Genomic DNA, 23,917 nt, shown 5'->3' with positions numbered 1-23,917 from the left:
ATAGGGGACGCGGTGGACAGGGGGCGCGCTGGTCACCAGATGCCGGGTGCGCTCCCCACCAGCGCCTCGGACGGGGTGCCGTCGACGCCGACCGGGGTGTCTCCGGTGAGCATCACGCGGTGCATGGTCCGGGGGTGGCCGAGGTGGGCGTTGTCGGAGGGGGCGAGGTGGATGGTGGCGCGGTTGTCCCAGAAGGCGACGCTGCCGGGCTCCCAGCGGAAGCGGACCGTGTACTCGGGGCGGGTGGCCTGCTCCAGGAGCAGTTCCAGGAGCAGGCGGCTCTCGGCGCGTGAGACATCGGTGATCTGCTCGACGTAGTAGCCGTTCACGAACAGCACCCGCTCGCCGGTCTCCGGGTGGACCCGGACCAGCGGGTGCACGGTGGCGATCTGGTGGTCCAGGAGATGGCGGACATAGGCGTCGTCGCCGGGGCGCGGTTGGTAGCCGACGCCGAGCCGGTGTTCGGCGCGCAGGCCGTCCGCGAACTTCCGGACCGGCGCGGACAGTCCCGCGTAGGCGGCGGCCAGATTGGCCCAGGTGGTGTCACCGCCGTACGGGGGTACGGTCTCGGCGCGCAGGATCGTCGCGGCCGGCGGGTCGATCCGGGCACCGTGGTCGCAGTGCCAGCCGCGCAGCGGGAGGTGCCGGCGCCGCCGCAGCCATTCGTCGTGCTCCATGCCGAACCGCCCGCCCAGTTCCAGCCGGTCGGCGGTGGTCTCGATCTCCGGGTGCCCGGCGGGCGAGGCCGAGCCCCGCCGGGGCAGCACCACCGGCTCCCCGAACCGCCGCGCGAACCCCACGTGTCCGGCGTGGTCCAGCCGCTGTCCCCGGAAGAACACCACCTTCCAGCGCAGCAGCGCCGCCCGGACGGCCGCGACCTGCGTGTCGTCCAGCCCGTCCGCCAGGTCGACCCCGGTGATCTCGGCCCCGATGTGCCCGGCGACCGGCCGCACCTCGATGCCGCCGCCCTGCTCCGTCGTCATGCCCACTCCGTCACTGGCTCAGGTTCTCCTCGAAGAACTCCATGGTGACCTCCATCGAGTCCGGCCACTGTCCGTAGAAGGCGTGCCCCTCACCCTCGTAGGTGCGCAGTTCCACGTCCTTGCCGGCCTCCTCGAACGCCGCGGCGGTCTCCTCGGACCACTCGATGGGGCAGGAGGTGTCCTCGGTGCCGTGGTGGATGAGGAGGGGTTCGGTGACCCGGTCGACATAGGTGAGCGGGGACGCCTCGCGCCAGAAGGCGGGGTTCTCCTGCGGGGTGCCGTACTGCGCCTCGATCTCGTCGACCAAGGGGTCACCCTGCTGGAACTGCGCGAAGTTCTCCTCGGGGCGGGCGCTGACCGGTGCGAAGACCACGGCCGCGTCGACCAGGCCGGGTGCCACGGCCAGTGTGTTGTAGACGACTCCGCCGCCCATCGACCGGCCCAGCAGCCCGATGCGCTCGGCGTCGATCTCCGGGCGGCCGGAGCCGCGCAGGGCGAGCACCGCGCCGATGACGTCCTCGGTGTAGCCGAGGCGGAGGTTGCGGTCGTTGTCGGGGTCGTCGTCGGAGCCCGCGTGGTTGCGGTAGTCGGTGTGCAGGACGACATAGCCGTTCTCGGCCAGCAGTTCCTGCTCGCGGGTGAGTCCGCGGCCGGTGGTGTACTCGGCCGGGTCGATGTAGCCGTGGGCGAGGACCAGCGCCGGGAACGGTCCGTCGCCGGTGGGGATGTTCATGATGCCGGAGACGGTGACCCCGTTCGCCCGGTAGGTGACGGCGTACTGGGTGTAGGCGTCGGTCCGGCTGCGGACGTCGCCCAGGCGCAGGTCGGTGCCGGTGTGGTCGCGCGCGATGAGCCCCGGGATGGACACCGGCTCGGGTGGCTCGGTGCTCGGGTCGGCGCTCGGCGGGGGCGTGCCGGTGGCCGCGCCGGAGGTGGCCGACGGGGACGGGTCCGGGGCGGCGTCGTCGTCGCTGTCGGTGCAGCCGACCGCGGTCGTCAGGACGAAGGTGACGGCGACGCAGGCTTTGCTCAGCAACCGCATGGGGTGCAGTATCGCGAACGCCCGCCCCGTGAACCACTGTTCGAGATATCAATCACGCCGGGCGCGCAGGGCGGCGAGTGCCCGGTCGGCGTGGGTGTTCATGCGCAGTTCGCTGCGGACGACCTCCAGGACGGTCCGGTCCCGGGCGATGACGAAGGTGGCCCGCTTGGTCGGTACGAGGCTGAAGCCGCGCTTCACGCCGAACCGTTCACGGACGGTGCCGTCCGGGTCGGACAGCAGCGGCATGCCGAGGCCGTGGGTGCCGGCGAACTCGCGCTGTTTGTCGACGGAGTCACCGCTGATGCCGACCGGGCGGGCGCCCGCTTCCGCGAACTCGGCCGCCAGATCGCGGAAGTGACAGGCTTCGGCGGTGCAGCCGGGGGTCATCGCGGCGGGGTAGAAGAACAGGACGACCGGGCCGTCGGTGAGCAGTTCGGACAGCCGCCGGGCGGTGCCGGTCTCGTCCCGCAGCTCGAAGTCCTCGACCTGGTCGCCGACGTTCACTCGTCCTGACATGGCTTCCTCCGGGCGGTCTCGCCTCGTCGCGCTGCGGTGGCGGGGCTGGGGAATGTGCGGCGGATCCTACGCGACGGCAGGGTGACCACAGCCGTCGGCCCCGGGGTGGCCGCGGGTCAGCGTTTGATGCGGCCCCGGACGGCCAGGACGGCGACGGCGAGCAGGGCGGGTTCCAGGAGCCGGGACGTCATCTCGATATAGGTGCCGGACGTGGTGAGGTCCTGTCCGCTGGAGCGGAACACCACAGAGTTGAGGGTGACGTTCAGGGCCTTCTCGAAGCGCGGGCCGGTGAACCGGTCCCCGGTGGGGTTACGTGGGTCCTGGGCGTCGATCTCGAAGGTCACCGTGCCCCCGCCGGGCGGCACGGTCCCGGTCGCCTCCTGCTTCGGGGACTGGGTGGGCAGGCCGAAGCCCATCAGCAGGACGACGGTGACGGTCATGCAGGCCAGGAGCCAGCTCAGGGCGCGGGAGGCGCGCAGACCGTAGCCGGAGAGCAGCCAGTAGGCCCACAGGAGACGGCGTTCGACCGCCGGGGTGCCGATGCGGTCGTGGCGGCGCATCTCGCACTCGCCGTAGTAGAAGTCGGCCGCGCCGGGCTCGTCCTTGCCGTCCTCCAGGGCCTTGCGCAACTGCCGGTACAGGACGACGACGTCCTCGGGGCCGGGGGTGTGGGCGGGGAGGTGGAAGGGGGCGGAGGCCCACGCGCCGGAAGCCCGGTCGGTGCGGGCACGCCAGTGGTGTTCCTCGGCCAGGATGCGGCGCCGGGTCCAGCGGGTCAGGCGTATCCCCCGGCGCCGCCATCCGGTGGGCGCGGTGGCGAAGGTGCTGCGGCCTTCCAGGCGGATCTGGTCGAGGTGGAAGGCGCCGGAGAAGAGACAGCCGCTCAGGTCGGTGTCGGTGAGGACGAGGAGCGAGGCGTCGACGCCCTGGAGGGAGGCCATGCGCACCGTCGACGGTTCTTTGAGGCCGTGCTCGGTCACCACGCCCTCGCTGGTGAGGAAGAGCCCCGGGTGGGCGGTGACCGCGACGGGGGCCGCGAGGACGGCTTGGCCGAGGTTCACGGTGGCGTGCCGCAGCCGTACGGTCGCCGTCGACTCCCAGCGGGTACGGACACAGCGCACCGAGCGCGCGGCGATCTCCAGGGTCACGGGGTCCTCGAACACGGCGGCCGAGAGATCCACCCGCTGCTCGCAGACCAGCGGTCCCAGGTGGGGGTTCTGCGAGAAGCGCGCCCCGTCGAAGGGGGCGTCGCGCCGGAACCATGTCCCTTCGAAGACCGTGCCCCGGGCGAACTCCGCCTCCTTGAAGTTCGCCTCGTGCTCGAAGGTCGCTTGCCCGAAGCGGGCGGGGCCGCCGAACCGGGCCCCCTCGAAGGTGGCCCGGAGACCGAAGGACGCCAGCATGAAGTGCGCCTCAGCGGAGAACCGCGCGCGGTCGAAACCGGCGGGACCGCTGAAACGCGAGAGGGAGAATTCGGCGGCTCCGGCGAAGGCCGTGTCCGCGAAGGCGGCGAAGCCGGAGACGCGTACGTCGATGAACACGGCATCGCGGGCGAAGTGTGCGCCGGAGAAACTGGCGGGGCCGGAGAACCGCGCGTGCGCGAAGGTGGCGGGACCGTCGAATTCCGCGGCGTCGAAGGTGCCCTTGCCGGCGAACTCCGCGTCCTCGAAGCCGGCGGGGCCGGAGAACCGGGCCCCGGCGAAGTTCGCGTGCGCGAGCCGTGCGCCGTCGAACCGCGCCGTGCCGAGGACGGGTTGTGCGGTGCCGGGGTCACGGAGGGCGTCGAGGAGCAGGGCCAGGAGTTCCGGGGTGAACTCGGTGGCCTGGTGGTCGATGTCGGCGCCGGGGGCGAGGCCGGCCAGATAGGCGTCGCGGTCGGCGTCCGGCACATGGGCGAGGCAGCCGGAACCGCCGGGTATGGGGCTGCCGGGGCATCCGTCGGGATCGCCCGCGGGGTCGGCACCATGACCGCAGAGCGGCTCGTCCGGGCCGCCGGGACCCGGGCCTGTGGGTGCATTCATGTCGGGCGGCTCCGGGGGTGGACGGCGAGTACGGAGAGGCGATCTTCCCCGCCTGCCGGGGCGGAAACCCGGGCCGGTCCGACGTCGGCCCGGGTGGACGCCGTCCGGTCACGGCACCCGGGTGGACGCAGTCCGGTCACGGCGCCCGCGTGGACGCAGTCCGGTCACGGCTGCCGCCGGGTCGGGGGTTTCTCAGTCCGTGCCGGGCGGGTCCTCCCGCTCCTCCTCCGTCATGTGCGCCTGGAAGTCGTCGACCATCCGGTGGAAGAGGGTGGCGAGCTGACGCAGTTCCTCGGGTTTCCAGTCGGACAGGGCCACCTGCATGCGCCGGGCGCCCGCGTCGCGGATCCGGTCGATGGCCTCGCGGCCCGCCTCGGTCACCTCGATGCGCTGGGCGCGGCGGTCGTCGGGGTCGGGGATCCGCACGACGTAACCGGCGCGCTCCAACTGCTGGACCGTGCGCGTGACATGGGACGCCTCGACGCCGAGGCGGGCGGCCAGTTCGCCGGGGCGGGGCGGCTCGCCGTCCGCCATCCGGCGCAGCACGCCCGTGGCCGCGCGGTCCAGCGGCACCCCGGCCACGGCCATCACCTTGTCGTGCTGCCGGGCGCGCGAGCTGAGGAAGGTGATCCGGGCGAGCGCGCGCTCGATCTCCGTCATCTCCGGGGAGGCGGGGGTGGGGGGCGGCGTCGTGGGCATACCCGCACTTTACCATATCGTTGCGTAACTCAAGTAATTCACCCAGGCCGGAGACAATTAGGTTAGGCTTACCTCACTTCCATGGCGCACCCCTCGGCGAACGAGAAGAGGAGCGATGCCCGTTCTCATGACCTTGCCGCGCCCGGTGCGGGCGACCGGTCCGCGGATCACGCGGCTCGTGGCGGAGCTGGCGGCGGCCGACGACGCGGGGCGGGCGGCCCTGACCGCCGAGTTCTGGAGCGAGGTGGAGGGCGTCGGCACGCCCCTGGTCGAGGAGGCGGCGGGCGCGGCGGGGCACCGGGTGGTCACCTTCCTGTGGCGCGGGCACCGGGCCACCCGTCAGGTGCTGCTGTGCGGCAACCGGCTCGCCGACCGCGAGCAGCTCGCCGGCGCGCTGCTGGAACATGTGCCCGGCACCGACGTATGGCATCTGGGGCTGCGGCTGCGCGCCGATCACCGGGGGTCCTACCGGCTGGCCGCCGACATCTCGACCAAGGAGCCGCCGACGGATCCGGCCGGACTCCAGCTCCGCTTGCGGTCACTGTCGGTGCACGCGGCGGCGGATCCGCTCAACTCACGCAGGATCGCGCGGCGTTGGCAGCGGTCCGACAGCTCGGTCTTCGCGCTGCCGGACGCGCCGGATCCGGCCGTGGCGTCCGACGCCCGGGGCCCGGACGGGGCGGCCGGCGGGCGGGTGGAGCGATGTCCGGTGCCCTCGGGGGCGCTGGGCGGGCTCCGGGACACCTGGGTGTACCTGCCGTCGGGGCATCCGCGCGGTGCCGGGCCGCCGCTGCCCGTCCTGGTGCTGACCGACGGCGACATGTGGTTCGGGCGGCTGCGCCTGGAGCGCACGCTGGACGCGCTGATCGCGGACGGCTCGCTGCCGCCGCTGGCCGTGCTGGCGCCGGACGCGGTGGACCGGCTCACCCGGCGGCGCGAACTGGGCGGGCGGGACGCCTTCGTGACCTTCCTCGCGGGCGAGCTGCTGCCCTGGGCGATGGGCCGCTGGCCGCTCACCGCCGACCCCGCGCACACGGTCGTCGCCGGTCAGCGCCTCGGCGCGGTCACCGCCCTGTACGCGGCCCTGCGCCGCCCCGACCGCTTCGGCGCCGTCCTCGCCCAGTCCGCCGCGCTGTCCTGGCGCCCCGGCGAGAGCGGCGAACCGCCCCTCGCCGAGACACCCTGGCCGGTCACCCGGTCCGCCGCCGTCCCGCCCCTGCCGGTACGGGTCCATCTCGACGTCGGGCTCCAGGAGGGCCCGGTGCTCGACCACCACCGCACGCTGTACGAGGCACTGCGCACCGCCGGGAACCAGGTCACCTGCGCCGAGTTCAACGGCGGCCACGACTACGCCTGCTGGGAGGTCGCCCTGGGGCGGGCGCTGGTGAGGCTGCTCGGCGGCGCGACGGACGGCACGGCCGGCCCGACCGGCCCGACCGGCACGGACGGCACGACCGGGGGCTCGGTGGGCCGGAGCTGACGCGTCGCGCCGCCCGCCCGCTACTCCACCACCCGGATGGCCCCCGCCGGGCAGAGGCCGACCGCCTCACGCACGTCGTCCAGCACGTCCGGGCCCGGGGTGTCGTCCCGGACGTAGGAGATGCCGTCGTCCTCGCGCTGGTCGAAGACGTCCGGCGCCGACAGCACGCACTGTCCCGAGGAGACGCACCTGGCGCCGTCGAGTTCCACACGCATGGTTCGCTCCTCCCGGGTCACCATGTGACGGTCAGTTCATGGACCCCGTACACCGCGCCGTCGTCCTTGAACGACAGGTCGTCGCGGGCGGTGGCCAGCCGCAGGTTCGGTATGCGGCGGTAGAGGGTGCCGTAGACGACCTGGAGTTCCATGCGGGCCAGTGGCTGGCCGAGGCACTGGTGGACGCCGAAGCCGAAGGCGACGTGACGGCGGTTGCCGCCGGCCAGGTCCAGCCGGTCGGGGTCGGGGAAGACGGCGGGGTCGCGATTGCCGAGTTCGTTGGGCAGGACCAGGCCCTCGCCGGCCCGGATGAGCTGACCGCCGAACTCGATGTCCTCCAGCACGACCCGGCGGCGGCCGTGGTGCGCGATCGTCAGATAGCGCAGCAACTCCTCCACGGCGGCGGCGATCAGCTCGGGGTCGTCGGTGTCGCGCAGCAGCGCGAGCTGTTCGGGGTGGTCGAGCAGCACGGCCGTACCCAGCGCGATCATGTTCGCCGTCGTCTCGTGCCCGGCGACCAGCAGCAGGACGCCGGTCTGCGCGGCCTCGGTCCGGGTCAGCTCACCGGCCACGACCCGGCCCGCCAGTTCGGAGAGCAGATCCTCGCCGGGGTGTGCCTCCTTCTCGCCGAGCAGGCCCTCCAGATAGCCGACGAGCCGGGCGAAGGCCGCCTCGCGCTCCCCGGGGGGCCCGCTCTGCCGGATCAGGGTCCGGCTGTTCTCCTGGAAGAAGTCGTGGTCGGCGTACGGCACTCCGAGCAGGGCGCAGATCACCAGCGAGGGCACCGGCAGCGCGAACGCCTTCATCAGGTCGACGGGGGTCGGGCCGGCCAGCATCTCGTCGATCAGATCGTCGACGATCCGCTGCACGCCGGGGCGCAGGGTCTCCACCCGGCGCAGCGCGAACGGCCCGGTCACCATGCGGCGCAGCCGGGAGTGTTCGGGGTCGTCCATGAGGATGAAGGTGGTGGCGTCGCTGTCCAGGCGCGGGCTCGGGAGGGGGTAGCCGGGGTGGTTGAAGTCGGCGCTGACGCGCGGGTCGAGCAGCAGGGCGCGCTGGTCGGCGTGGCGGGTGACGAGCCAGGGGGTGCTGCCGTCCCAGAGCCGGACCCGGACCAGGCGTCCGCTGTCCTGCTGGGCGCGCAGCGCGGGCGGCGGGTCGAAGGGGCAGCCGGCCGCGCGGGCCATCGGGAAGGCGGGGACCGGGGGCGCGTCGGGGTGCGGGTCGCCGGTCAGCGTGTCGGCCATGTCTCTCCTCGGTGTGGGCTCCCCCGGGTACGAGCGCGGGGTGATGCCGGGATGACGGGGCGAACGGGGACGAGGTATCGACAGGGCCATGCAAGCAGAGCGGACTGACGCCGTCCGGACAGTTACCTGACAGAAGGCTGACGTGACTGGCGTCACATATTGGCGGGGGGGGTGGGGTCATGTGGTGGGTGTTGTGCGGGGCGGGGCTGGGGTCACGCGCTGGGGCGGTGTGGAGTACGCGCTGGGGGTCGCGTGGGTGCGCGCTGGGACCGGCGTGGGTGCGCGCCGGGAGCGGGGCTGAGGTCACGCCTTGTGGCGGCCAGGGTCACGCCCCGGGCGGCTCTGGAGCTGAGTCAGGGTCCGTCGTCGGGCCTGGTGCGGAGTCAGGGACCGGAGCCTCACCGTCGGGCCGACATCATGCCCTGGAGCCTGCGCTGAGCCGGGGTCAAACCCCGGATTCCCGCCGGGGGCCGAGTCCCGTGCTTAAGGCCACGTGGGACGGGATCAGACTCCTGTGCCCCGCCGCCGGACCGATGTCACGCTCCACAACCCACCCTGAGACGGGGTCCGTGAGCCGGAATCAAGCCCCCAGGCCCCACCGGGAGCCGAAGTCACCCCTACCGCAACCCACCCTGAGACGGAGTCACCCCCCAGCCCACCACGGAACATGCCTCACATCGCCACCCCCGCCGCCCCTTCACTCCCGCCCAGCCAGTAGCCGAAGCCGCGGCGGGTGTGGATCAGAGACGGGGCGTCGTGGTCGACCTTGCGGCGGAGGCGGGAGACCAGTTGCTCGATGGCGTTGGCGCCTCGGACGTCGCCCCAGACGCCACGGCCGATCTGCTCCTTGGACAGGACTTGGTGGGCGTTGAGCAGCAGCTGGCGCAGCAGCCGGTACTCGGCGGGGGTGAGGTCGAGGGTGCGGGTGCCCCGGCAGGCCCGGCACAGGGATTCGTCGAGCAGCAGATCCGCGTAGCGCAGCGCGTCGCCGGGGCCGCCGGGTCCGGTGCCGCGCAGCAGACCCTGCATCCGGGCGAGCACCTCGCCGACCCGGAAGGGCTTGGTGACATAGTCGCGCCAGCCGTGCGCGGGGGCCGTGAGGAGTCCGCCGAGGGAGTCGTACGGGGTCAGCAGCAGGACCGGAGGGCGGGGCCCGGGGGCCCGGCGGGCCAGCCGGATCAGTTCCTCGGTGTCGGGCAGCGGCACGTCCACGACGGCCAGATCGAAGGACTGTGCCTGGACCCGGTCCAGGGCCTCCACGCCGGAGACGGCGACACAGACCCGGTAGCCCGCCAGCGCCAGGGTGGTCGAGAGCAGTTCGGCGACATCCGGCGCGGCGGCCACCACCAGGACCCGCTGCCCGGCCCCCCGGGCGAGCACGGGCGTCTCCGCGAGATCGCGGGCTCCTCCCGGTGCCGGAGGAATGGGGGCTGCCGACGGTACGGGGTACATGCGGATCACCCAATCTCCCTGCCTGCCTGAGTCCAGTAATCCACGTGATGGTTGCCCCACTCAAGTAACTGCCAGGCCAAGATCCGGGTGATGACGGGCGGGACTTTGGCGGACCCGCTACTGGGCGGGTGCCCGCCGTTCAGGGGAAACCGGGCCGCTGCGCGCGTGAGCGCCCCCGCCGCCGTCCACACCTCATGGCGTGGCCCTCCCCCTGATCGCCCCCATGCTCGCCACGCCCGGCGTGCTGCCGCCGGCCGCGCAGGACGCGCAGTGGGCGTACGAGACGAAGCAGGACGGGCAGCGGGCGGTGGTGTATCTGGCCGGGGACGGGAGCGTCGTCCTGCGGGCGCGGTCCGGGGAGGACATCACGGCGGCCTACCCCGAGCTGGCGGCGCTGGGCACGGCGCTGGGGGACACTCCGGCCGTGCTGGACGGGGAGGTGCTGGCGCTGGACGCGGACGGGCGGGCCGATTTCCAGTCGCTCCAGTCCCGGATGGGGCTGGCGCACGCGCCGGGGCGGGCGGCGCAAAAGGCCGCGCGGGAGCCGGTCCATCTGGCCCTGTTCGACGTGCTGCATCTGGCGGGGCGCGAGCTGCTGGGGGAACCGTACCGGCGGCGGCGGGCGGCGCTGGAGTCGCTGGGGCTGGCCGGGCCGTTCTGGTCGACGCCGGGCGCGCTGGTGGGGCACGGCGAGGAGGCGTTGCGGGCCACGCGCGAGCACGGGCTGGAGGGGCTGGTGTGCAAGCGGCTGGACTCCCGCTACGAGCCCGGGATCCGCTCGCGGGCCTGGATCAAGATCCGCAACATGCGCGGTGTGGATGTCGTCGTGGGCGGCTGGCAGCCGGGCAAGGGGCGGCTCACCGGACTGCCCGGCTCGCTGCTGCTCGGGCAGTTCGACGGTGCCGGGCGGCTGCGGTACGTCGGCAATGTGGGCACCGGCTGGAGCGAGGCCGAGCGCGCCGAACTGGCCGCGCTGCTGCGGCGGTACGCCTCCGACGCCGCCCCCTTCGACCCCGTACCGCCCGTAGCGCCCGGCGCGGGCGTGCGCTGGGTGCTGCCCCGGCTGGTGGGCGAGGTCCGGCACAGCACCCGGACCCGGGCCGGACTGCTGCGCCAGCCCTCCTGGCTGCGGCTGCGGCAGGACCTCACGCCCGAGGAGTCGGCGGCGCTGCTCCCCGAAGAACTCCGCTGACGCCACCGCGCGGAGATCGGAGGCTGTTCCGCCGACGCCGCCGCGCGGAGATCACGGAGACCAGTCCGCCGACGCCACCGCGCGGAGATCACGGAGATCGCTCCGCCGACGCCACCGTCCGGAAATCGCTCCGCCGACGCCACCGTCCCATGATCGCGGAGATTATTGGCCTGCGCTTCACCGATGTGACGCCTGTGCCCTCTTGGCGCGGAGGGTGCGGCGGCGGCACTCTGAAGCTCCTTGAACTTCCCCTCCCCCCACAGCCGTTGGGCTGCCCCCTTCGAGCTTCGAGGAGACGCCTTGTCGTCACAGAAGTCCTCCCTCCACCCCGGACGATGGCTGACCGGTCTCGCCGGTGCCTTCGCCCTCGTCCTCGCCTTCCCCGCCACCGCGCTCGCCGCCCCGCCGCCCGGACTCCCGGCCAACGCCGACGGGTTCGAGCAGACGTTCCAGCCGGCCTACGACTACGACACCGACGGCTGCTACTCCACACCGGCCATCGGCACGGACGGCACGGTCAATCCCGGCCTCAACCCGACCGGCGCGCTCAACGGCAGCTGCCGGGACTCCTGGGACCTGGACAACACCAACGGCTACTCGCGCTACAAGTGCAATAACGGCTGGTGCGGCATCGTCTACGCGCTGTACTTCGAGAAGGACCAGGCCCTGCCCGGCGTCAGCCTCGGCGGCCACCGCCACGACTGGGAGCATGTCGTGGTGTGGGTGCAGGACAACCAGGTGAAGTACGTCTCGACGTCCAACCACGGCACGTTCACCGTGCACGACGCCTCGGCGATCCGCTTCGACGGCACCCACCCGAAGATCGTTTACCACAAGGACGGCATCAGCACCCACTGCTTCCGCGCGGCGAGCGCGGGCGACGAGCCGCCGGAGAACCACGAGGGCGCCTGGCAGTACCCGCCGCTGGTCGGCTGGAACGGCTATCCGGCCGGCATCCGCGACAAGCTGACGTCGTACGACTTCGGCAGCGCCAACTTCGGCCTCAAGGACAGCAGCTTCAACTCCCATCTGTCGACGGCCAAGCCTGCCGGGATCGCGTTCGACCCGAACGCCTGACGGGTCCTGGCGCAGTGCGGCGGCGATGACCGGGACCGGCAGGGGGACCCACTATCGTGTCCCCATGCCGGTCCCCGAACTGATCCGCGTCGTCTCCCGCGACTCGCCGATGGCGCTCGCCCAGGTGGAGCGGGTGCGCGCCGAGTTGCGCGCCCTGCACCCGGATGTCCGTACCGAGGTCGTGCCGGTGAAGACCACCGGTGACAAGTGGCTGGGCGATCTGTCCCAGGTGGAGGGCAAGGGCGCCTTCACCAAGGAGGTCGACGCGGCGCTGGTGGCCGGTCAGGCCGATCTCGCCGTGCACTGCGTGAAGGACGTGCCCGCCGACCGGCCGCTGCCCGCGGGCACGGTCTTCGCCGCGTTCCTGAAGCGCGACGACATCCGCGACGCCCTGGTCCATCCCGGCGGGCTGACGCTGGACGCCCTCGCGCCGGGCACCCGGATCGGCACCTCCTCGGTGCGCCGGGTCGCGCAACTCGCCGCCACCCACCCCCGGCTGGAGTGCGTGCCGTTCCGCGGCAACGCCAACCGGCGGCTGGAGAAGCTCGCGGCCGGGGACGCGGACGCGCTGCTGCTCGCGGCGGCCGGTCTGGAGCGGATCGGGCGGCCCGACGTGATCAGCGAGGTGCTCTCGCCGGACACGATGATGCCGCCGATCGGCGCGGGCATCCTGGCGCTCCAGTGCCGCGAGGGCGACACCGACGTGATCGACGCGGTCAGCGCGCTCGGCGACCCGGACACCCATCGCGAGGCCACCGCCGAGCGGATGTTCCTGCATGTGCTGCAAGGGCACTGCAACAGCCCGATCGCCGGTTTCGCGCGCGTCGACGCCAGCGGGGAACTGTCCCTGCGGGCGTGTGTCTTCACCCCGGACGGCAAGACCCGGCTCAACGCCCACGAATGGGCGGGTCGGCTGGATCCGGCCACGCTGGGTACGTCGGTGGCGGTGGCGCTGCTGCGGCAGGGTGCCCGGGAGATCATCGACGCCATCGCGCACTGAGTCCCGGCCGGCGGGCGGCCCCGTCAGGCGGTGCCCTCCTCCGCCTGGCCGCGCAGGAAGTTGGTGACCTGGCAGGCGAGGCCCTCGCCCTCGTGGGCGGTGGCCGCGGCCGGGCCGGTGCCGTCCTCCTGGAGGCCGAGGCCGCCGGACCACATCCGGCGGTCGGTCCACTCCTCGTCGATCCGCAGATGCACCTGGATGTCCACGCGCGCCAGCGCCGCCTCGGGTCCGGCGGCGAACAGGACGGCGGTGGCCCGGCGCAGCGGGTAGATGTCGTAGCCCTCGATGAACTGGGAGTTGCGCCAGTCCAGGAAGGCGCTCTCGCCGTCGGGGCCGATGCGGATGTCCAGCTGGCCGTCCTCCAGATGGATGCCGAAGCGCTCCGGGCCGCGGTTCTCGACGGTCACGCGCAGGCTGAAGTACGTCAGTGACTCGGCGGCGGCGTCACGTCCGCCCGGCGGCTCCTGCGCGTGCAGTCCGTGGACGCGGACGCGCAGACCGGCACGCGCGTCGTACTCCTGCCAGTCCCCGACCACGTTCGGCTCGTACACCTTTTGCACCCCTCGCACTCCAAGAGCTGCTTCCTATCCGTGGGTCCGGCGGACTGTCAAATAGGTAGCAGGCGCTGTGATCAGGGAAAATCCGCTGGTGATTCGGTGATCAAGCCGTGCCCAGGGAGAACTTCCCGGCGGGCCGGACGGCGTCCGGCCCGCACGTGCCGTACATCACGTCGGCGTCCCGGCCGCCGGGACACCGGCGCACCGGTCAGCGGGCGAGCCGGCCGAGCAGCGAGGAGGCGGCGACGATGCCCACGGCGGCGGCCACCGCCAGTACCCCGAAGTCGAGCGCGAGGTGCGAGGGCGTGCCGATCAGCAGTCCGCGCAGGGCGTCGACCTCGTAGCTCAGCGGGTTGGCCTTGCTGATCGCCTGGAGCCAGCCCGGCATGATGGCGACCGGGTACAGGGCGTTGGAGGCGAAGAACAGCGGCATGGTGATCGCCTGTCCGAAGCCCATCAGCCGGTCCCGGTTGAGGACGATCCCGGCGATGGTCATCGACAGACAGGCGAAGAAGGCGGAGCCGAGGATGACGATCGCGGCGACGCCGAGCAGCTTGAGCGGGTTCCAGGTGAGGGAGACGCCGAGCAGGGCGGCGATGACGATCACCACGACGGCCTGGATCAGCGCCTTGACGCCGGACGCGAACGCCTTGCCGGTGATGAGGGCGGTCCGGGGGGTCGGGGTGACCAGCAGTTTGTTCAGGATGCCCGCGTCGCGCTCCCAGATGATCTGGATGCCGTAGAAGATCGCGATGAACATCGCGGACTGGGCGATGATGCCGGGGGCCAGAAAGTCCGTGTAGGGGACGCCGCCGGTCGGGATCGCGCGGATCTGGGTGAAGGTCTGGCCGAAGATCAGCAGCCAGAGGGCGGGCTGGACGGCCCGGGTGTACAGCTCGGTGCGGTCGTGGCTGAGTTTTTGCAGCTCGACCGCGCACATGGCGACGACCCGGGCGGGCAGCAGCCGCCAGCCCGCGCGCGGCGACGGCGGCTTCAGCAGCAGATCGATGTCACCGGTGAGAGGGGTGTCAGCCGACACGGCCGGCGGTGCGGCGGGTGCTTCGGACATCGCGGAAACCTCCAGGCTCGTCTTCGAGGCCGCCTCCGGCGACGTCCCGGAAGACGTCCTCCAGCGTCGGCAGCGGACCGGTGGCGGATGCGGTACGGGCCCGGCGTTCGGCGAGTCCGTGCCGCAGTTCGTCGGGGGTGCCCAGGGCGCGGACCCGGCCGTGGTGCATCAGGCCGACGCGATCGCAGTACTGGTCGGCCTCGTCCATGTAGTGGGTGGTGACCAGCACGGTCATGCCGGTCGCCTCGCGTACGGCGTTGATGTGCTCCCACACCCCGGTGCGGGCGATCGGGTCCAGGCCGATCGTGGGTTCGTCCAGGATCAGCAGGCGGGGCGCGCTGACCAGTGCCTGGGCCAGTTCGAGGCGGCGGACCATACCGCCGGAGTAGGTGCTGGCGAGCCGGTCGGCGGCGTCGGCGAGACCGACGGCACCGAGCGCCTGCCGGACCCGTTCGGCGCGTTCGCGGCGGGAGACGTCGTAGACGCGGGCGAACAGGGTGACGTTCTGCCGGCCGGTGAGGCCCGCGTCGGCGGACAGCTGCTGCGGGACATAGCCGAGCATCCGGCGGACGCCCATCTTGTCGGTGGCCGAGTCGTGGCCGAAGACATGGACCATTCCGGCGGGAACGGGCAGCAGGGTGGTGATGCAGCGGATCGCCGTGGTCTTGCCCGCGCCGTTGGGGCCGAGCAGTCCGAAGACCTCGCCCTCGCGCACGGTCAGGTCCAGGGAGTCCACGGCCTTGGTGTGACCGAAGGCGTAGGTCAGTCCGGTACAGGAAACAGCGCTGTCGGTGGTCACGCGTCCTCCTCACGCAGGGTGTCGGTCAGCCGGCGCAGCGCCGGAAGGGCGGCGCGCAGGGCCTCGCGGTCCGCGTCGTCCAGGCGGGAGACCTGCTGCCGTACGAGTTCGGCGCGGCGTCCGCGCCAGGCCGCGAGCCGGGTCTCGGCGGCCGGGGTGGGCAGCAGCAGGGCGGCCCGGCGGTCGGCGGGGTCGGTCTCGCGGACCAGCCAGCCGTCCCGGACCAGCTGGTTGACCAGCGTCGACACCGAGTTGCCCGCGAGGCCCAGCTTCCTGGCGGCCTCGGAGATCCGGATGCCGGGCCGGGCGGTCACCAGGCGCAGCAGCTCCACTTCGGCGCCGCGCAGCCGGGCGTCCGGCATCTCGGCGCGCACCCGGCGCCGGATCAGCCGCTGCACGCCGACCAGCGCGTCCGCGAGCTGCTCGGGGAAGGTGTCGATGCCGGTCTCCGGGTCGGTGCCGGATTCCAGGTCCATGCCCATGTCCATATGGGCAACGTTAGCTCTGCTACAGAGGTATTGCCCCAAGGGGAGGTCAAGAACGGTCCCGGTTTTCTTGGAGGTGGGCGGGAGGCGGCCAGGGGCGGCGGACCATCAGGGGCCACACCCACCCCTTTGCAGGCATTCGTCCGTTTCAGTGACGCTATGCCCGGGCATCGCCACCTCAGCGCTGCCCGGCGCCGCCCGGCGCTTGCGCGACCCCGGTGCGGCCGGACCGCACCGCACGCCGGAGCCCGGTGGAGGGAGGTGCGCCCCATGCGCGAGAGCGCCAGGAACCAGCACCCGCACGACGACGCCCCCGACACCGCCGCCGCGTTCGCCCGGCTCACCCGGTTGCCGCAAGGACCCGCGCGCAAGGCGCTCCGGGACGAGCTGGTACGGGCCTGGCTGCCGATGGCCGAACGGATCGCGGTCGGGTTCCGGGGCCGCGGCGAGACCCTGGAAGATCTGTACCAGGTCGCCGCGCTGGGCCTGGTCAAGGCCGTCGACCACTACGACCCCGGGCGCGGCCACGCCTTCGAGGCGTACGCCGTGCCGACCGTCACCGGGGAGCTGAAACGTCACTTCCGGGACCATCTGTGGACGCTGCATGTGCCGCGCCGGGTCCAGGAGCTGCGCAATCAGGTGCGCCGGGCCGCCGGGGAGCTGGCGCAGTCGGGCCGGTCGCCGACCGTCGCCGAGCTGGCCGCGCACACCGGCCTCGGCGAGGGCGAGGTACGGGCCGGTCTGGAGGCGCTGGACTGTTTCACCGCCCTGTCCCTGGACGCCGAGCCGCCCGGCACCGACGGCCACGCCCTCGCCGACACCCTGGGCGGAAGCGACCCGCGCTACGACACGGTGGTGGACCGGATCGCCGTACGGCCGTGTCTGCGCGCGCTGCCCGAACGCGAGCGGACCATCCTCTACCTGCGCTTCTACCGGGGGATGACCCAGCGCCGGATCGCCCAGCACCTGGGCATCTCGCAGATGCATGTCTCCCGGCTGCTCAGCGGGTGCTGCGCCCGGCTGCGGGAGGAGGTGCTGGCGGAGGCGGGGTGAACCGACCCCGGGTGGGCGGGCGTGACACCCAGGATCAGGCCGACGGTGCGAAGAAGCGCGAACCGACCGCGCGCGGGCGGGCGTGGCTCGCGGCGCACGCGCGGGCGGGCGGGCCAGGACCGGGTGAACGACCCCGCGCGGGCGGGCACGGCGGGCGGGCACGCGGGCGCGGCGGGCCCCGGGCCAGGCCCCGGAACCGATCCGGACGAAGACGGGCCGAACACCGCGCCCGGACATGCCCGGCGGCCCCCGGAACCCGACCCGGACGCAGACCCGCCGAACAACCCCGCCCGGACATCCCCGACACCCCCCGAAGCCGACCCAGACGCAAACCCGCCGAACAACCCCGCCCGAACACCCCCGACACCCCCCGAAGCCGACCCAGACGCAAACCCGCCGAACAACCGCCCCCGGACATGCCCGGCGGCCCCGAAGCCGACGCAGACACCCACACCCGCCGGACAACCGCGCCCGGACGTGCCCGGCGGGCCCCGGAGCCGATCCGGACGGAGACTGGGAGCTGACTGACCGGATCGGCCGAGTGCCGACGGCCGACGAGAGCAGGACGAGCGCCATGAATCAGCACCCCCCTACCCGCGCGAGGCCCGTGGCGGACGTCGTCACCACGCGGGCCGTGTTCGGTACGCCCTGCTGGGTCAGTCTGACCAGCCGCGATCTCGACACCACCGCCGCGTTCTACAGCGCGGTGCTGGGCTGGCGCTGGCGGCCGGCCACCCTCGGCGACCACTTCCGGATCGCCCTGGTGGACGGGGTGCCGGTGGCCGGGGTCGCCGCGGTGGCCGCGATGTGGCAGATGGCGGTCGCGTGGACGCCGTACTTCGCCGTGATCAGCGCGGACAAGGCCGTCGCCCGCGCCAAGGAACGGGGCGGCACGGCGGCTGTCGGCCCGATCTCGCTGCCGCCGGGACGCGCGGCGCTGCTGGCCGACCGGGACGGGGCCACGTTCGGGGTGTGGGAGGGCGAGCTGGTGGGCCACTGGGAGGTGTGGCACCGCTCGGCACCGGCGTTCATACGGTTGCACACGCGGGACGCGTTCGACGCGGCGATCTTCTACGGCGAGGTCCTGGAGTGGGCCTCGGACCGGCCCGGCTCCTGCGAGGTCCACTACGAGGGCGACGAGGTGGTGCTGCGCCGGGGCGGCGATGTGGTGGCCCGGATCAAGTCGGGCGCGCTCGGCGCCGCCCCCGATCCCACCATCCGCCCGCACTGGCAGGTCCACTTCGCCGTCACCGACATCCCGGCCTGCGTCCGGGCGGCCGAACTGCACGGCGGCAGCGTCCTGTCCACGGACCGCGAGAGCGCGATCCTGCGCGACCCGGACGGCGCCCAGTTCACGGTGACGTCCCAGCGCGGCCCGTAGCGGGACTCCGTCAGGAGCGGACCCGGCAGAGCAGCATCAGGCTGCGCTCCCCCACGCCCACCACCGTGCCCGCCTTGTGCTCGGTCTCGTCCGGGGTGTTCTCGGCGTCGAAGGTGTCGATCAGGGTCGTCCAGTGGGCGCCGAAGGAGGCGTCGGGGAGCCGGAAGCGGACGGGCTCCCAGTGGGCATTGAACAGCAGCAGGAACGAGTCGTCCACCACCCGGTGTCCGCGCCCGTCGGGTTCGGCGATGGCGTCGCCGTTGAGGAAGACACCGACGGTGTGGGCGTCGGGGCGCCGCCAGTCCCCTTCCGTCATCTCGCGGGCGTCCGGGGCGAGCCACACCAGGTCGGGCAGCGGCTGACCGGCGTGGGTGACGGTCTCGCCGCGGAAGAACCGGCGGCGGCGCAGCACGGGGTGGGCGGCGCGCAGGGCGATGAGCCGGCGGGTGAAGCCGAGCAGCGCCCGCCGCTCGCCGGTGAGCCGCCAGTCGACCCAGGAGACCGGGTTGTCCTGGCAGTACGCGTTGTTGTTGCCGCCCTGGGTGCGCCCGAGTTCGTCGCCGTGACCGAGCATGGGGATGCCCTGGGACAGCAGCAGGGTGGCGAGGAAGTTCCGCTGCTGGCGGGCGCGCAGTTCCCGGACGGCCGGGTCGTCGCTCTCGCCCTCCGCCCCGCAGTTCCAGGAGCGGTTGGCGCTCTCGCCGTCGCGGCCGTCCTCGCCGTTGGCGTCATTGTGCTTGTCGTTGTACGACACCAGGTCACGCAGCGTGAAACCGTCGTGCGCGGTGACGAAATTGACGCTGGCGCGCGGCCGTCGGCGGCTGTGCTGGTAGAGGTCGGAGGAGCCGGTGAGACGGGAGGCGAACTCACCCAGGGTGTGTTCCTCCGCCCGCCAGAAGTCCCGTACGGCGTCGCGGTACCGGCCGTTCCACTCCGACCACAGCGGCGGGAAGTTACCCACCTGATAGCCGCCCTCTCCCAGGTCCCACGGCTCCGCGATCAGTTTGACCCGGCTGATCACCGGGTCCTGCTGGATCAGGTCGAAGAACGCGGAGAGCCGGTCCACCTCGTGGAACTGCCGGGCCAGGGTGGCCGCGAGGTCGAAGCGGAAGCCGTCGACATGCATCTCGGTCACCCAGTAGCGCAGCGAGTCCATGATCAGCTGGAGGACGTGGGGGTGGCGCATGAGCAGGCTGTTGCCGGTGCCCGTGGTGTCGTAGTAGTGGCCCCAGTCGCCGTCCACCAGCCGGTAGTACGAGGCGTTGTCCAGGCCCCGGAAGGAGAGCGTGGGGCCGTGTTCGCTGCCCTCGGCGGTGTGGTTGTAGACGACGTCGAGGATCACTTCGAGACCGGCCGCGTGCAGCGCCTTGACCATGGTCTTGAACTCGGTGACCTGCTCGCCTCGGCCGCCGCCCGCCGCGTAGGCGTTGTGCGGCGCGAAGTAGCCGATGGTGTTGTAGCCCCAGTAGTTGGACAGCCCCCGGTCGGTCAGGACACCGTCCTGCACGAACTGGTGGACCGGCATCAGCTCGACGGCGGTCACCCCGAGCGAGGTCAGATGCCCGGTCACCGCCGGGTGCGCGAGCCCGGCGTAGGTGCCGCGCAGTGCGGCGGGCACCTCGGGGTGGCGCATGGTGAGGCCCTTGACATGGGCCTCGTAGATCACGCTGTCCGCGTACGGCCGGCGCGGTGGGCGGTCGTCGCCCCAGTCGAAGTACGGGTCGGTGACCACGCCGAGCGGGGTGTGCCCCGCGCTGTCGCCGGGGTCGGGCCCGCGTGCCGCGCGCTCGTACAGCGAGGGGTGATTGTCGATCTGCCCGGCCACGGCGGTGGCGTACGGGTCGAGCAGCAGCTTGGCCGGGTTGCAGCGGTGACCGGCCGCGGGGTCCCAGGGGCCGTGCACCCGGTAGCCGTAGCGCTGACCGGGGCCGATGCCCGGCAGATAGCCGTGCCAGACGAAACCGTCGGCCTCGGTGAGGCGCACGGTCCGGGTGCGGGTGCCTTCGGACCCCTCACCCTCATACTCACCGTCGCCGTCGTCGTCGAACAGCACCAGGTCGACCCGTTCGGCGACCTCGCTGAAGAGGGCGAAATTGGTGCCCTCGCCGTCGTAGGAGGCGCCCAGCGGATAGGGGTGACCGCTCCACACGGGCATCCCTTCCTTCTTCCCTCGGTGCGGGGGCTTCTTTCGGTACGGGGACTTCGCTCGGTACGGGGACCGTGTCACCGCGCGCCCTCCAGGATGCCGCCCTGCCGGGGCCCGGGTCCGGCGAGGGCGGCGACCGGGGTCGCGCGGGGCACCGGGAGGACCGCGCGCAGCCGTGGCCCGGGCCCGGTCGGCACCAGCGGGACCCGCTCCCCGTCGCGGGCCCGCTGCGAGAACCAGATGACTCTGCCGCCGCTGCCCGTGGCACAACACCCCCAGCCGTCGCTCATCGCGGCGATCCACTCCAGGCAGCCGCGCAGTTCCTGGTCCGGGCGCAGCTCTCCGCCGTTCTCGCCGATGGCGGTGATCAGATGCTGGCCGTTCCACCACAGCTCGATCGACGTCGTCTTGTCGGTGGCGTGGGCGTCGATGGCCTCCAGCAGCAGTCCGGTGTTGCCGCAGACCGGGTCGACGAGCGGGTCGAGATCCCAGTGACGCAAATGGGCCGCCAGGATGCGCTGGACCTGTCCGACGCGCTCCGGGCTGACCTCCACATCGACGTGGTAGTAGCAGGGCACTGCACTCTTCATCGTGGTCGGCTCCTCACCCGCGGCGCTCCCGTGTCTCCCGGCCCTGGCGGACCCGGCCCCGAACACGAAACGTGAGCGCCGATCGCTTCTGAGTAACTCCACAGTGCTTGCGCTAGGCCATTCGTGCAACACGAGCGCGCCTCCGTCGCATCTGAGCGCACATTTGAGATAAATGCATACACATCTGAGATTGTTGAAGCTCCAACAAGACGCTGCGTCGCCGCGCGTGCACCATGAGTGAAGGCTTCGAGCGGCGCCCGAGGGTCGGGAGCGTGCCTTCGTCGCCCGGAAGGTGAACCGCGCCATGCTGCTACCCGCCAAGGCCGAGGTCACCCGGCAGTTGGGGCGGTACCGGGCCTGGGAACGGATGATGCTCGCCTCACCCGCCGATCGCGCGGTGCGGGCCGTCTTCGAGGACTCCGGCTATACGTTGTGCGTGCTCATGGGCAAGCGGTGTGCGCGGGAGGCCGCGGACGCCGCCGAGCGCTATCTGCGCACCACCCTGACCACGTACTTGCAGGAGCAGAACGGGCGTCGGCATCTCGGCCGGGCCGCCCGGCGGGGTCCCCCCACGGCCCTGCCCACCAGCGCGGGGAGGTAGTCACCTCCCGTAGGGAGGTAGTCGCCTCCGCGGGGAGGTAGTCATCTCCGCGGGGAGGTAGTCATCTCCCCTCACGCAGTTCCCCAGCCGGGCCGCCGATGGGCCCGGCTTCGAGCACGACGGAGGTGAGGACCATGAGCGCGAGTCCGACCATCGGACGCATCCCCGTACGGGACGTCCGCCCGGCGGTCGCGGGCGGCAGCCGCCCGGCGAAGGCGGTGGTGGCCGAGACCTTCCAGGTCACCGCCACCGTGTTCCGCGAGGGCCATGACGCCGTCGCCGCCAATGTGGTCCTCGTCGACCCCGAGGGCCGCCCCGGACCGTGGACGCCGATGCGTGAACTGGCCCCGGGCACCGACCGCTGGGGCGCCGACGTCACCCCGGACGCCACGGGCCGCTGGACCTATGCCGTCGAGGCCTGGAGCGACCCCCTGACGACCTGGCGGAAGGCCGCCCGCGTAAAGGTCCCGGCCGGTATTGACGCCGGACTCGTCCTGGAGGAGGGCGCCGAACTCCACGAGCGCGCGGCGGCGGGCGTCCCGGGCCGGGCGCGCCGGGCCACGGTGCTGCGCGCGGCCCACTCCCTGCGCGACGACGACCGTCCGGTCCTGGAGCGGCTGGCGGGGGCGCTGACGCCGGAGGTGGAGGCGGTGCTCGCCCGGTATCCCCTGCGGGAGTTGGTGACCGCGTCGGTGCCGTTGCCGCTGCTGGTCGAGCGGGAGCGGGCGCTCTTCGGGTCGTGGTACGAGTTCTTCCCGCGCTCGGAGGGGACAGCGGCCGAGCCGCACGGCACGTTCCGTTCGGCCTCGCGCAGGCTGCCCGCCATCGCGGCGATGGGCTTCGACGTGGTGTATCTGCCCCCGATCCATCCCATCGGCACGACGTACCGCAAGGGCCCCAACAACACCCTCTCGTCGAGCCCTCGGGACGTGGGGGTGCCGTGGGCGATCGGGTCGCCGGAGGGCGGGCACGACGCCGTGCATCCGGGGCTGGGCACGCTGGAGGACTTCACCCGGTTCGTGGACACGGCCAGGGGACTGGGCCTGGAGGTCGCCCTGGACTTCGCCTTGCAGTGCTCCCCGGACCACCCCTGGGTGGACAAACACCCCGAGTGGTTCCACCACCGCCCGGACGGGACCATCGCCCACGCGGAGAACCCGCCGAAGAAGTACCAGGACATCTACCCCATCGCCTTCGACACCGACCTCGACGGCCTCATCACCGAGACCGTGCGGGTGCTACGGCACTGGATGACGGCCGGGGTACGGATCTTCCGGGTCGACAACCCCCACACCAAACCCGTCATGTTCTGGGAACGGGTCATCGACGAGATCAACACCGCCGACCCCGACATCATCTTCCTCGCCGAGGCGTTCACCCGCCCCGCGATGATGCACACCCTCGCCCAGATCGGCTTCCAGCAGTCCTACACCTACTTCACCTGGCGCAACACCAAACAGGAGCTGACCGAGTACCTCACCGAACTGTCCGGCGAGACGGCCTCCTACATGCGGCCCAACTTCTTCACCAACACCCCGGACATCCTGCACGCCTACCTCCAGCACGGCGGCCGCCCCGCCTTCGAGACCCGCGCCGTCCTCGCCGCCACCCTCTCCCCCACCTGGGGCATCTACTCCGGCTACGAACTCTGCGAGAACACCCCCCTCCGCGAGGGCAGCGAGGAGTACCTCGACTCCGAGAAGTACCAGCTCACCCCCCGCGACTGGGACACCGCCGAACGCGAGGGCCGCTCACTCGCCCCCCTCATCACCCGGCTCAACGAGATCCGGCGAAGCCACCCCGCCCTCAGACAGCTACGCGATCTCCACTTCCACCGCACGGACAGCGAGTCCGTCATCGCGTACAGCAAGTGCGCGGGCGATGACCGGATCCTGACCGTCGTCAGTCTCGACCCCCACCAGGTCCAGGAGGCCACGGTCTTCCTGGACCTGCCCCGGCTCGGCCTGGACGAGAGCGCGGCCCTGACCGTCCACGACGAACTCTCGGACGAGACCTACACCTGGGGCAGCGCCAACTATGTGCGCCTGGACCCCGGCCGGACCCCGGCCCATGTGCTCCACGTACTACGACGAGCACCCCACACACCCCACACACTGCACGCACCGCAGGCCGGCCCGGCGTCCGCAGCATCGCGAAACGGAGGGTGACCCGCCCGATGACAGTCAATGAGCCCGTCCCGGACACCTTCGAGGACACCCCCGCGCAGGACCGCGACCCGGAATGGTTCAAACGCGCCGTCTTCTACGAGGTCCTCGTCCGCTCCTTCCAGGACAGCAACGGCGACGGCGTCG

At 72.3% G+C, this 23,917-nt stretch carries 22 protein-coding genes; 8 read left to right on the top strand and 14 right to left on the bottom strand.

What is annotated here, in order from left to right; translation table 11 throughout:
• Window positions 1–32: 32 nt before the first annotated feature.
• The 5 genes from ACFRFC_RS00110 to ACFRFC_RS00090 all read right to left on the bottom strand — a co-directional run bounded on the left by ACFRFC_RS00110 (window position 33) and on the right by ACFRFC_RS00090 (window position 5,261).
• The gene (locus ACFRFC_RS00110) at window positions 33–983 is read right to left on the bottom strand and encodes a TauD/TfdA dioxygenase family protein (RefSeq protein WP_382679311.1); all 951 of its coding nucleotides are present in this window, start codon (window positions 981–983) and stop codon (window positions 33–35) included.
• A 10-nt stretch (window positions 984–993) separates the two neighbouring features.
• Window positions 994–2,025: an alpha/beta hydrolase family protein gene (locus ACFRFC_RS00105; RefSeq protein ID WP_382679308.1), complete on the bottom strand. Its 1,032-nt coding sequence runs from the start codon at window positions 2,023–2,025 to the stop codon at window positions 994–996.
• A gap of 48 nt (window positions 2,026–2,073) precedes the next feature.
• On the bottom strand, window positions 2,074–2,541 hold the full coding sequence (locus tag ACFRFC_RS00100; RefSeq protein WP_382679305.1) for a peroxiredoxin: 468 nt from the start codon (window positions 2,539–2,541) through the stop codon (window positions 2,074–2,076).
• 116 nt (window positions 2,542–2,657) lie between these two features.
• Entirely contained in the window at window positions 2,658–4,562 is a 1,905-nt protein-coding gene (locus tag ACFRFC_RS00095; protein WP_382679303.1) for a pentapeptide repeat-containing protein, read from the bottom strand.
• 192 nt (window positions 4,563–4,754) lie between these two features.
• Complete coding sequence (locus ACFRFC_RS00090; RefSeq protein ID WP_382679301.1) at window positions 4,755–5,261, bottom strand: MarR family winged helix-turn-helix transcriptional regulator; 507 nt, start codon at window positions 5,259–5,261, stop codon at window positions 4,755–4,757.
• 127 nt (window positions 5,262–5,388) lie between these two features.
• On the opposite strand from ACFRFC_RS00090, the gene ACFRFC_RS00085 reads away from it, so the two are divergent.
• Window positions 5,389–6,741, top strand: coding sequence for an alpha/beta hydrolase-fold protein (locus ACFRFC_RS00085; protein ID WP_382679298.1), 1,353 nt, complete (start codon window positions 5,389–5,391; stop codon window positions 6,739–6,741).
• A 20-nt stretch (window positions 6,742–6,761) separates the two neighbouring features.
• On the opposite strand, the gene ACFRFC_RS00080 is transcribed toward ACFRFC_RS00085, so the two are convergent.
• From ACFRFC_RS00080 to ACFRFC_RS00070, 3 genes are all read right to left on the bottom strand, one after another.
• Window positions 6,762–6,956, bottom strand: coding sequence for a ferredoxin (locus ACFRFC_RS00080; RefSeq protein ID WP_382679295.1), 195 nt, complete (start codon window positions 6,954–6,956; stop codon window positions 6,762–6,764).
• Window positions 6,957–6,973: 17 nt separating this feature from the next.
• Window positions 6,974–8,203, bottom strand: a complete 1,230-nt coding sequence (locus ACFRFC_RS00075) for a cytochrome P450 (RefSeq protein WP_382679293.1) — start codon at window positions 8,201–8,203, stop codon at window positions 6,974–6,976.
• A 672-nt stretch (window positions 8,204–8,875) separates the two neighbouring features.
• Window positions 8,876–9,655 (bottom strand): response regulator transcription factor, encoded by a 780-nt coding sequence (locus ACFRFC_RS00070; protein ID WP_382680158.1) that lies wholly within the window; start codon window positions 9,653–9,655, stop codon window positions 8,876–8,878.
• Window positions 9,656–9,854: 199 nt separating this feature from the next.
• Between ACFRFC_RS00070 and ligD the strand changes: the two genes are divergently transcribed.
• The 3 genes from ligD (at window position 9,855) to hemC (ending at window position 12,924) form a co-directional block, all read left to right on the top strand.
• The gene (gene ligD, locus ACFRFC_RS00065; protein WP_382679290.1) at window positions 9,855–10,847 is read left to right on the top strand and encodes a non-homologous end-joining DNA ligase; all 993 of its coding nucleotides are present in this window, start codon (window positions 9,855–9,857) and stop codon (window positions 10,845–10,847) included.
• A gap of 300 nt (window positions 10,848–11,147) precedes the next feature.
• Entirely contained in the window at window positions 11,148–11,924 is a 777-nt protein-coding gene (locus ACFRFC_RS00060; RefSeq protein WP_382679287.1) for an NPP1 family protein, read from the top strand.
• A gap of 64 nt (window positions 11,925–11,988) precedes the next feature.
• The gene (gene hemC / locus ACFRFC_RS00055; RefSeq protein WP_382679283.1) at window positions 11,989–12,924 is read left to right on the top strand and encodes a hydroxymethylbilane synthase; all 936 of its coding nucleotides are present in this window, start codon (window positions 11,989–11,991) and stop codon (window positions 12,922–12,924) included.
• Between the two features lie 23 nt (window positions 12,925–12,947).
• Here the strand turns inward: hemC and ACFRFC_RS00050 are convergent, their stop codons facing one another.
• From ACFRFC_RS00050 to ACFRFC_RS00035, 4 genes are all read right to left on the bottom strand, one after another.
• On the bottom strand, window positions 12,948–13,475 hold the full coding sequence (locus tag ACFRFC_RS00050; RefSeq protein WP_382679280.1) for a hypothetical protein: 528 nt from the start codon (window positions 13,473–13,475) through the stop codon (window positions 12,948–12,950).
• Window positions 13,476–13,689: 214 nt separating this feature from the next.
• On the bottom strand, window positions 13,690–14,550 hold the full coding sequence (locus tag ACFRFC_RS00045) for an ABC transporter permease (RefSeq protein ID WP_382679278.1): 861 nt from the start codon (window positions 14,548–14,550) through the stop codon (window positions 13,690–13,692).
• On the bottom strand, window positions 14,510–15,349 hold the full coding sequence (locus ACFRFC_RS00040; protein WP_382679275.1) for an ABC transporter ATP-binding protein: 840 nt from the start codon (window positions 15,347–15,349) through the stop codon (window positions 14,510–14,512). The genes ACFRFC_RS00045 and ACFRFC_RS00040 overlap by 41 nt, the downstream gene beginning before the upstream one ends.
• Window positions 15,346–15,831: a MarR family winged helix-turn-helix transcriptional regulator gene (locus tag ACFRFC_RS00035; RefSeq protein ID WP_382680157.1), complete on the bottom strand. Its 486-nt coding sequence runs from the start codon at window positions 15,829–15,831 to the stop codon at window positions 15,346–15,348. Before ACFRFC_RS00035 ends, ACFRFC_RS00040 begins: the two co-directional genes overlap by 4 nt.
• 273 nt (window positions 15,832–16,104) lie before the next feature.
• Here ACFRFC_RS00035 and ACFRFC_RS00030 point away from each other — a divergent pair, with 273 nt between their 5' ends.
• Window positions 16,105–16,887 carry a SigB/SigF/SigG family RNA polymerase sigma factor gene (locus ACFRFC_RS00030; RefSeq protein WP_382679272.1) on the top strand — a complete coding sequence of 261 codons (783 nt, stop codon included), beginning with the start codon at window positions 16,105–16,107 and terminating at the stop codon, window positions 16,885–16,887.
• Between the two features lie 574 nt (window positions 16,888–17,461).
• Entirely contained in the window at window positions 17,462–18,268 is an 807-nt protein-coding gene (locus tag ACFRFC_RS00025) for a VOC family protein (RefSeq protein WP_382679269.1), read from the top strand.
• A 10-nt stretch (window positions 18,269–18,278) separates the two neighbouring features.
• Here the strand turns inward: ACFRFC_RS00025 and glgX are convergent, their stop codons facing one another.
• Both glgX and ACFRFC_RS00015 read right to left on the bottom strand, forming a co-directional pair.
• The gene (gene glgX, locus ACFRFC_RS00020) at window positions 18,279–20,423 is read right to left on the bottom strand and encodes a glycogen debranching protein GlgX (RefSeq protein ID WP_382679266.1); all 2,145 of its coding nucleotides are present in this window, start codon (window positions 20,421–20,423) and stop codon (window positions 18,279–18,281) included.
• A 68-nt stretch (window positions 20,424–20,491) separates the two neighbouring features.
• A complete protein-coding gene (locus tag ACFRFC_RS00015) occupies window positions 20,492–21,004 on the bottom strand; it encodes a pep a2 (protein WP_382679263.1) in 513 nt (170 codons plus the stop codon).
• A 304-nt stretch (window positions 21,005–21,308) separates the two neighbouring features.
• Between ACFRFC_RS00015 and ACFRFC_RS00010 the strand changes: the two genes are divergently transcribed.
• Complete coding sequence (locus ACFRFC_RS00010) at window positions 21,309–21,605, top strand: DUF5133 domain-containing protein (protein WP_382679259.1); 297 nt, start codon at window positions 21,309–21,311, stop codon at window positions 21,603–21,605.
• A gap of 134 nt (window positions 21,606–21,739) precedes the next feature.
• Window positions 21,740–23,773 carry an alpha-1,4-glucan--maltose-1-phosphate maltosyltransferase gene (locus tag ACFRFC_RS00005; protein WP_382679256.1) on the top strand — a complete coding sequence of 678 codons (2,034 nt, stop codon included), beginning with the start codon at window positions 21,740–21,742 and terminating at the stop codon, window positions 23,771–23,773.
• The last annotated feature ends 144 nt before the right edge of the window (window positions 23,774–23,917 follow it).

This window comes from Streptomyces sp. NPDC056734 (assembly GCF_042790455.1).
Classification (GTDB): Bacteria; Actinomycetota; Actinomycetes; order Streptomycetales; family Streptomycetaceae; genus Streptomyces.
This window is presented reverse-complemented; position numbering and strand designations above follow the sequence as displayed.

Excerpts from the sequence above, each read along its gene's own strand:
- glgX (WP_382679266.1), bottom strand. The coding sequence starts at position 20,423 with ATGCCCGTGTGGAGCGGTCACCCCTATCCGCTGGGCGCCTCCTACGAC.
- ACFRFC_RS00095 (WP_382679303.1), bottom strand. The coding sequence starts at position 4,562 with ATGAATGCACCCACAGGCCCGGGTCCCGGCGGCCCGGACGAGCCGCTC.
- ACFRFC_RS00010 (WP_382679259.1), top strand. The coding sequence starts at position 21,309 with ATGCTGCTACCCGCCAAGGCCGAGGTCACCCGGCAGTTGGGGCGGTAC.
- ACFRFC_RS00025 (WP_382679269.1), top strand. The coding sequence starts at position 17,462 with ATGAATCAGCACCCCCCTACCCGCGCGAGGCCCGTGGCGGACGTCGTC.
- ACFRFC_RS00080 (WP_382679295.1), bottom strand. The coding sequence starts at position 6,956 with ATGCGTGTGGAACTCGACGGCGCCAGGTGCGTCTCCTCGGGACAGTGC.
- hemC (WP_382679283.1), top strand. The coding sequence starts at position 11,989 with ATGCCGGTCCCCGAACTGATCCGCGTCGTCTCCCGCGACTCGCCGATG.
- ACFRFC_RS00100 (WP_382679305.1), bottom strand. The coding sequence starts at position 2,541 with ATGTCAGGACGAGTGAACGTCGGCGACCAGGTCGAGGACTTCGAGCTG.
- ACFRFC_RS00075 (WP_382679293.1), bottom strand. The coding sequence starts at position 8,203 with ATGGCCGACACGCTGACCGGCGACCCGCACCCCGACGCGCCCCCGGTC.
- ACFRFC_RS00070 (WP_382680158.1), bottom strand. The coding sequence starts at position 9,655 with ATGTACCCCGTACCGTCGGCAGCCCCCATTCCTCCGGCACCGGGAGGA.
- ACFRFC_RS00045 (WP_382679278.1), bottom strand. The coding sequence starts at position 14,550 with ATGTCCGAAGCACCCGCCGCACCGCCGGCCGTGTCGGCTGACACCCCT.
- ACFRFC_RS00110 (WP_382679311.1), bottom strand. The coding sequence starts at position 983 with ATGACGACGGAGCAGGGCGGCGGCATCGAGGTGCGGCCGGTCGCCGGG.
- ACFRFC_RS00085 (WP_382679298.1), top strand. The coding sequence starts at position 5,389 with ATGACCTTGCCGCGCCCGGTGCGGGCGACCGGTCCGCGGATCACGCGG.
- ACFRFC_RS00105 (WP_382679308.1), bottom strand. The coding sequence starts at position 2,025 with ATGCGGTTGCTGAGCAAAGCCTGCGTCGCCGTCACCTTCGTCCTGACG.
- ACFRFC_RS00005 (WP_382679256.1), top strand. The coding sequence starts at position 21,740 with ATGAGCGCGAGTCCGACCATCGGACGCATCCCCGTACGGGACGTCCGC.
- ACFRFC_RS00030 (WP_382679272.1), top strand. The coding sequence starts at position 16,105 with ATGCGCGAGAGCGCCAGGAACCAGCACCCGCACGACGACGCCCCCGAC.
- ACFRFC_RS00035 (WP_382680157.1), bottom strand. The coding sequence starts at position 15,831 with ATGGGCATGGACCTGGAATCCGGCACCGACCCGGAGACCGGCATCGAC.
- ACFRFC_RS00015 (WP_382679263.1), bottom strand. The coding sequence starts at position 21,004 with ATGAAGAGTGCAGTGCCCTGCTACTACCACGTCGATGTGGAGGTCAGC.
- ACFRFC_RS00090 (WP_382679301.1), bottom strand. The coding sequence starts at position 5,261 with ATGCCCACGACGCCGCCCCCCACCCCCGCCTCCCCGGAGATGACGGAG.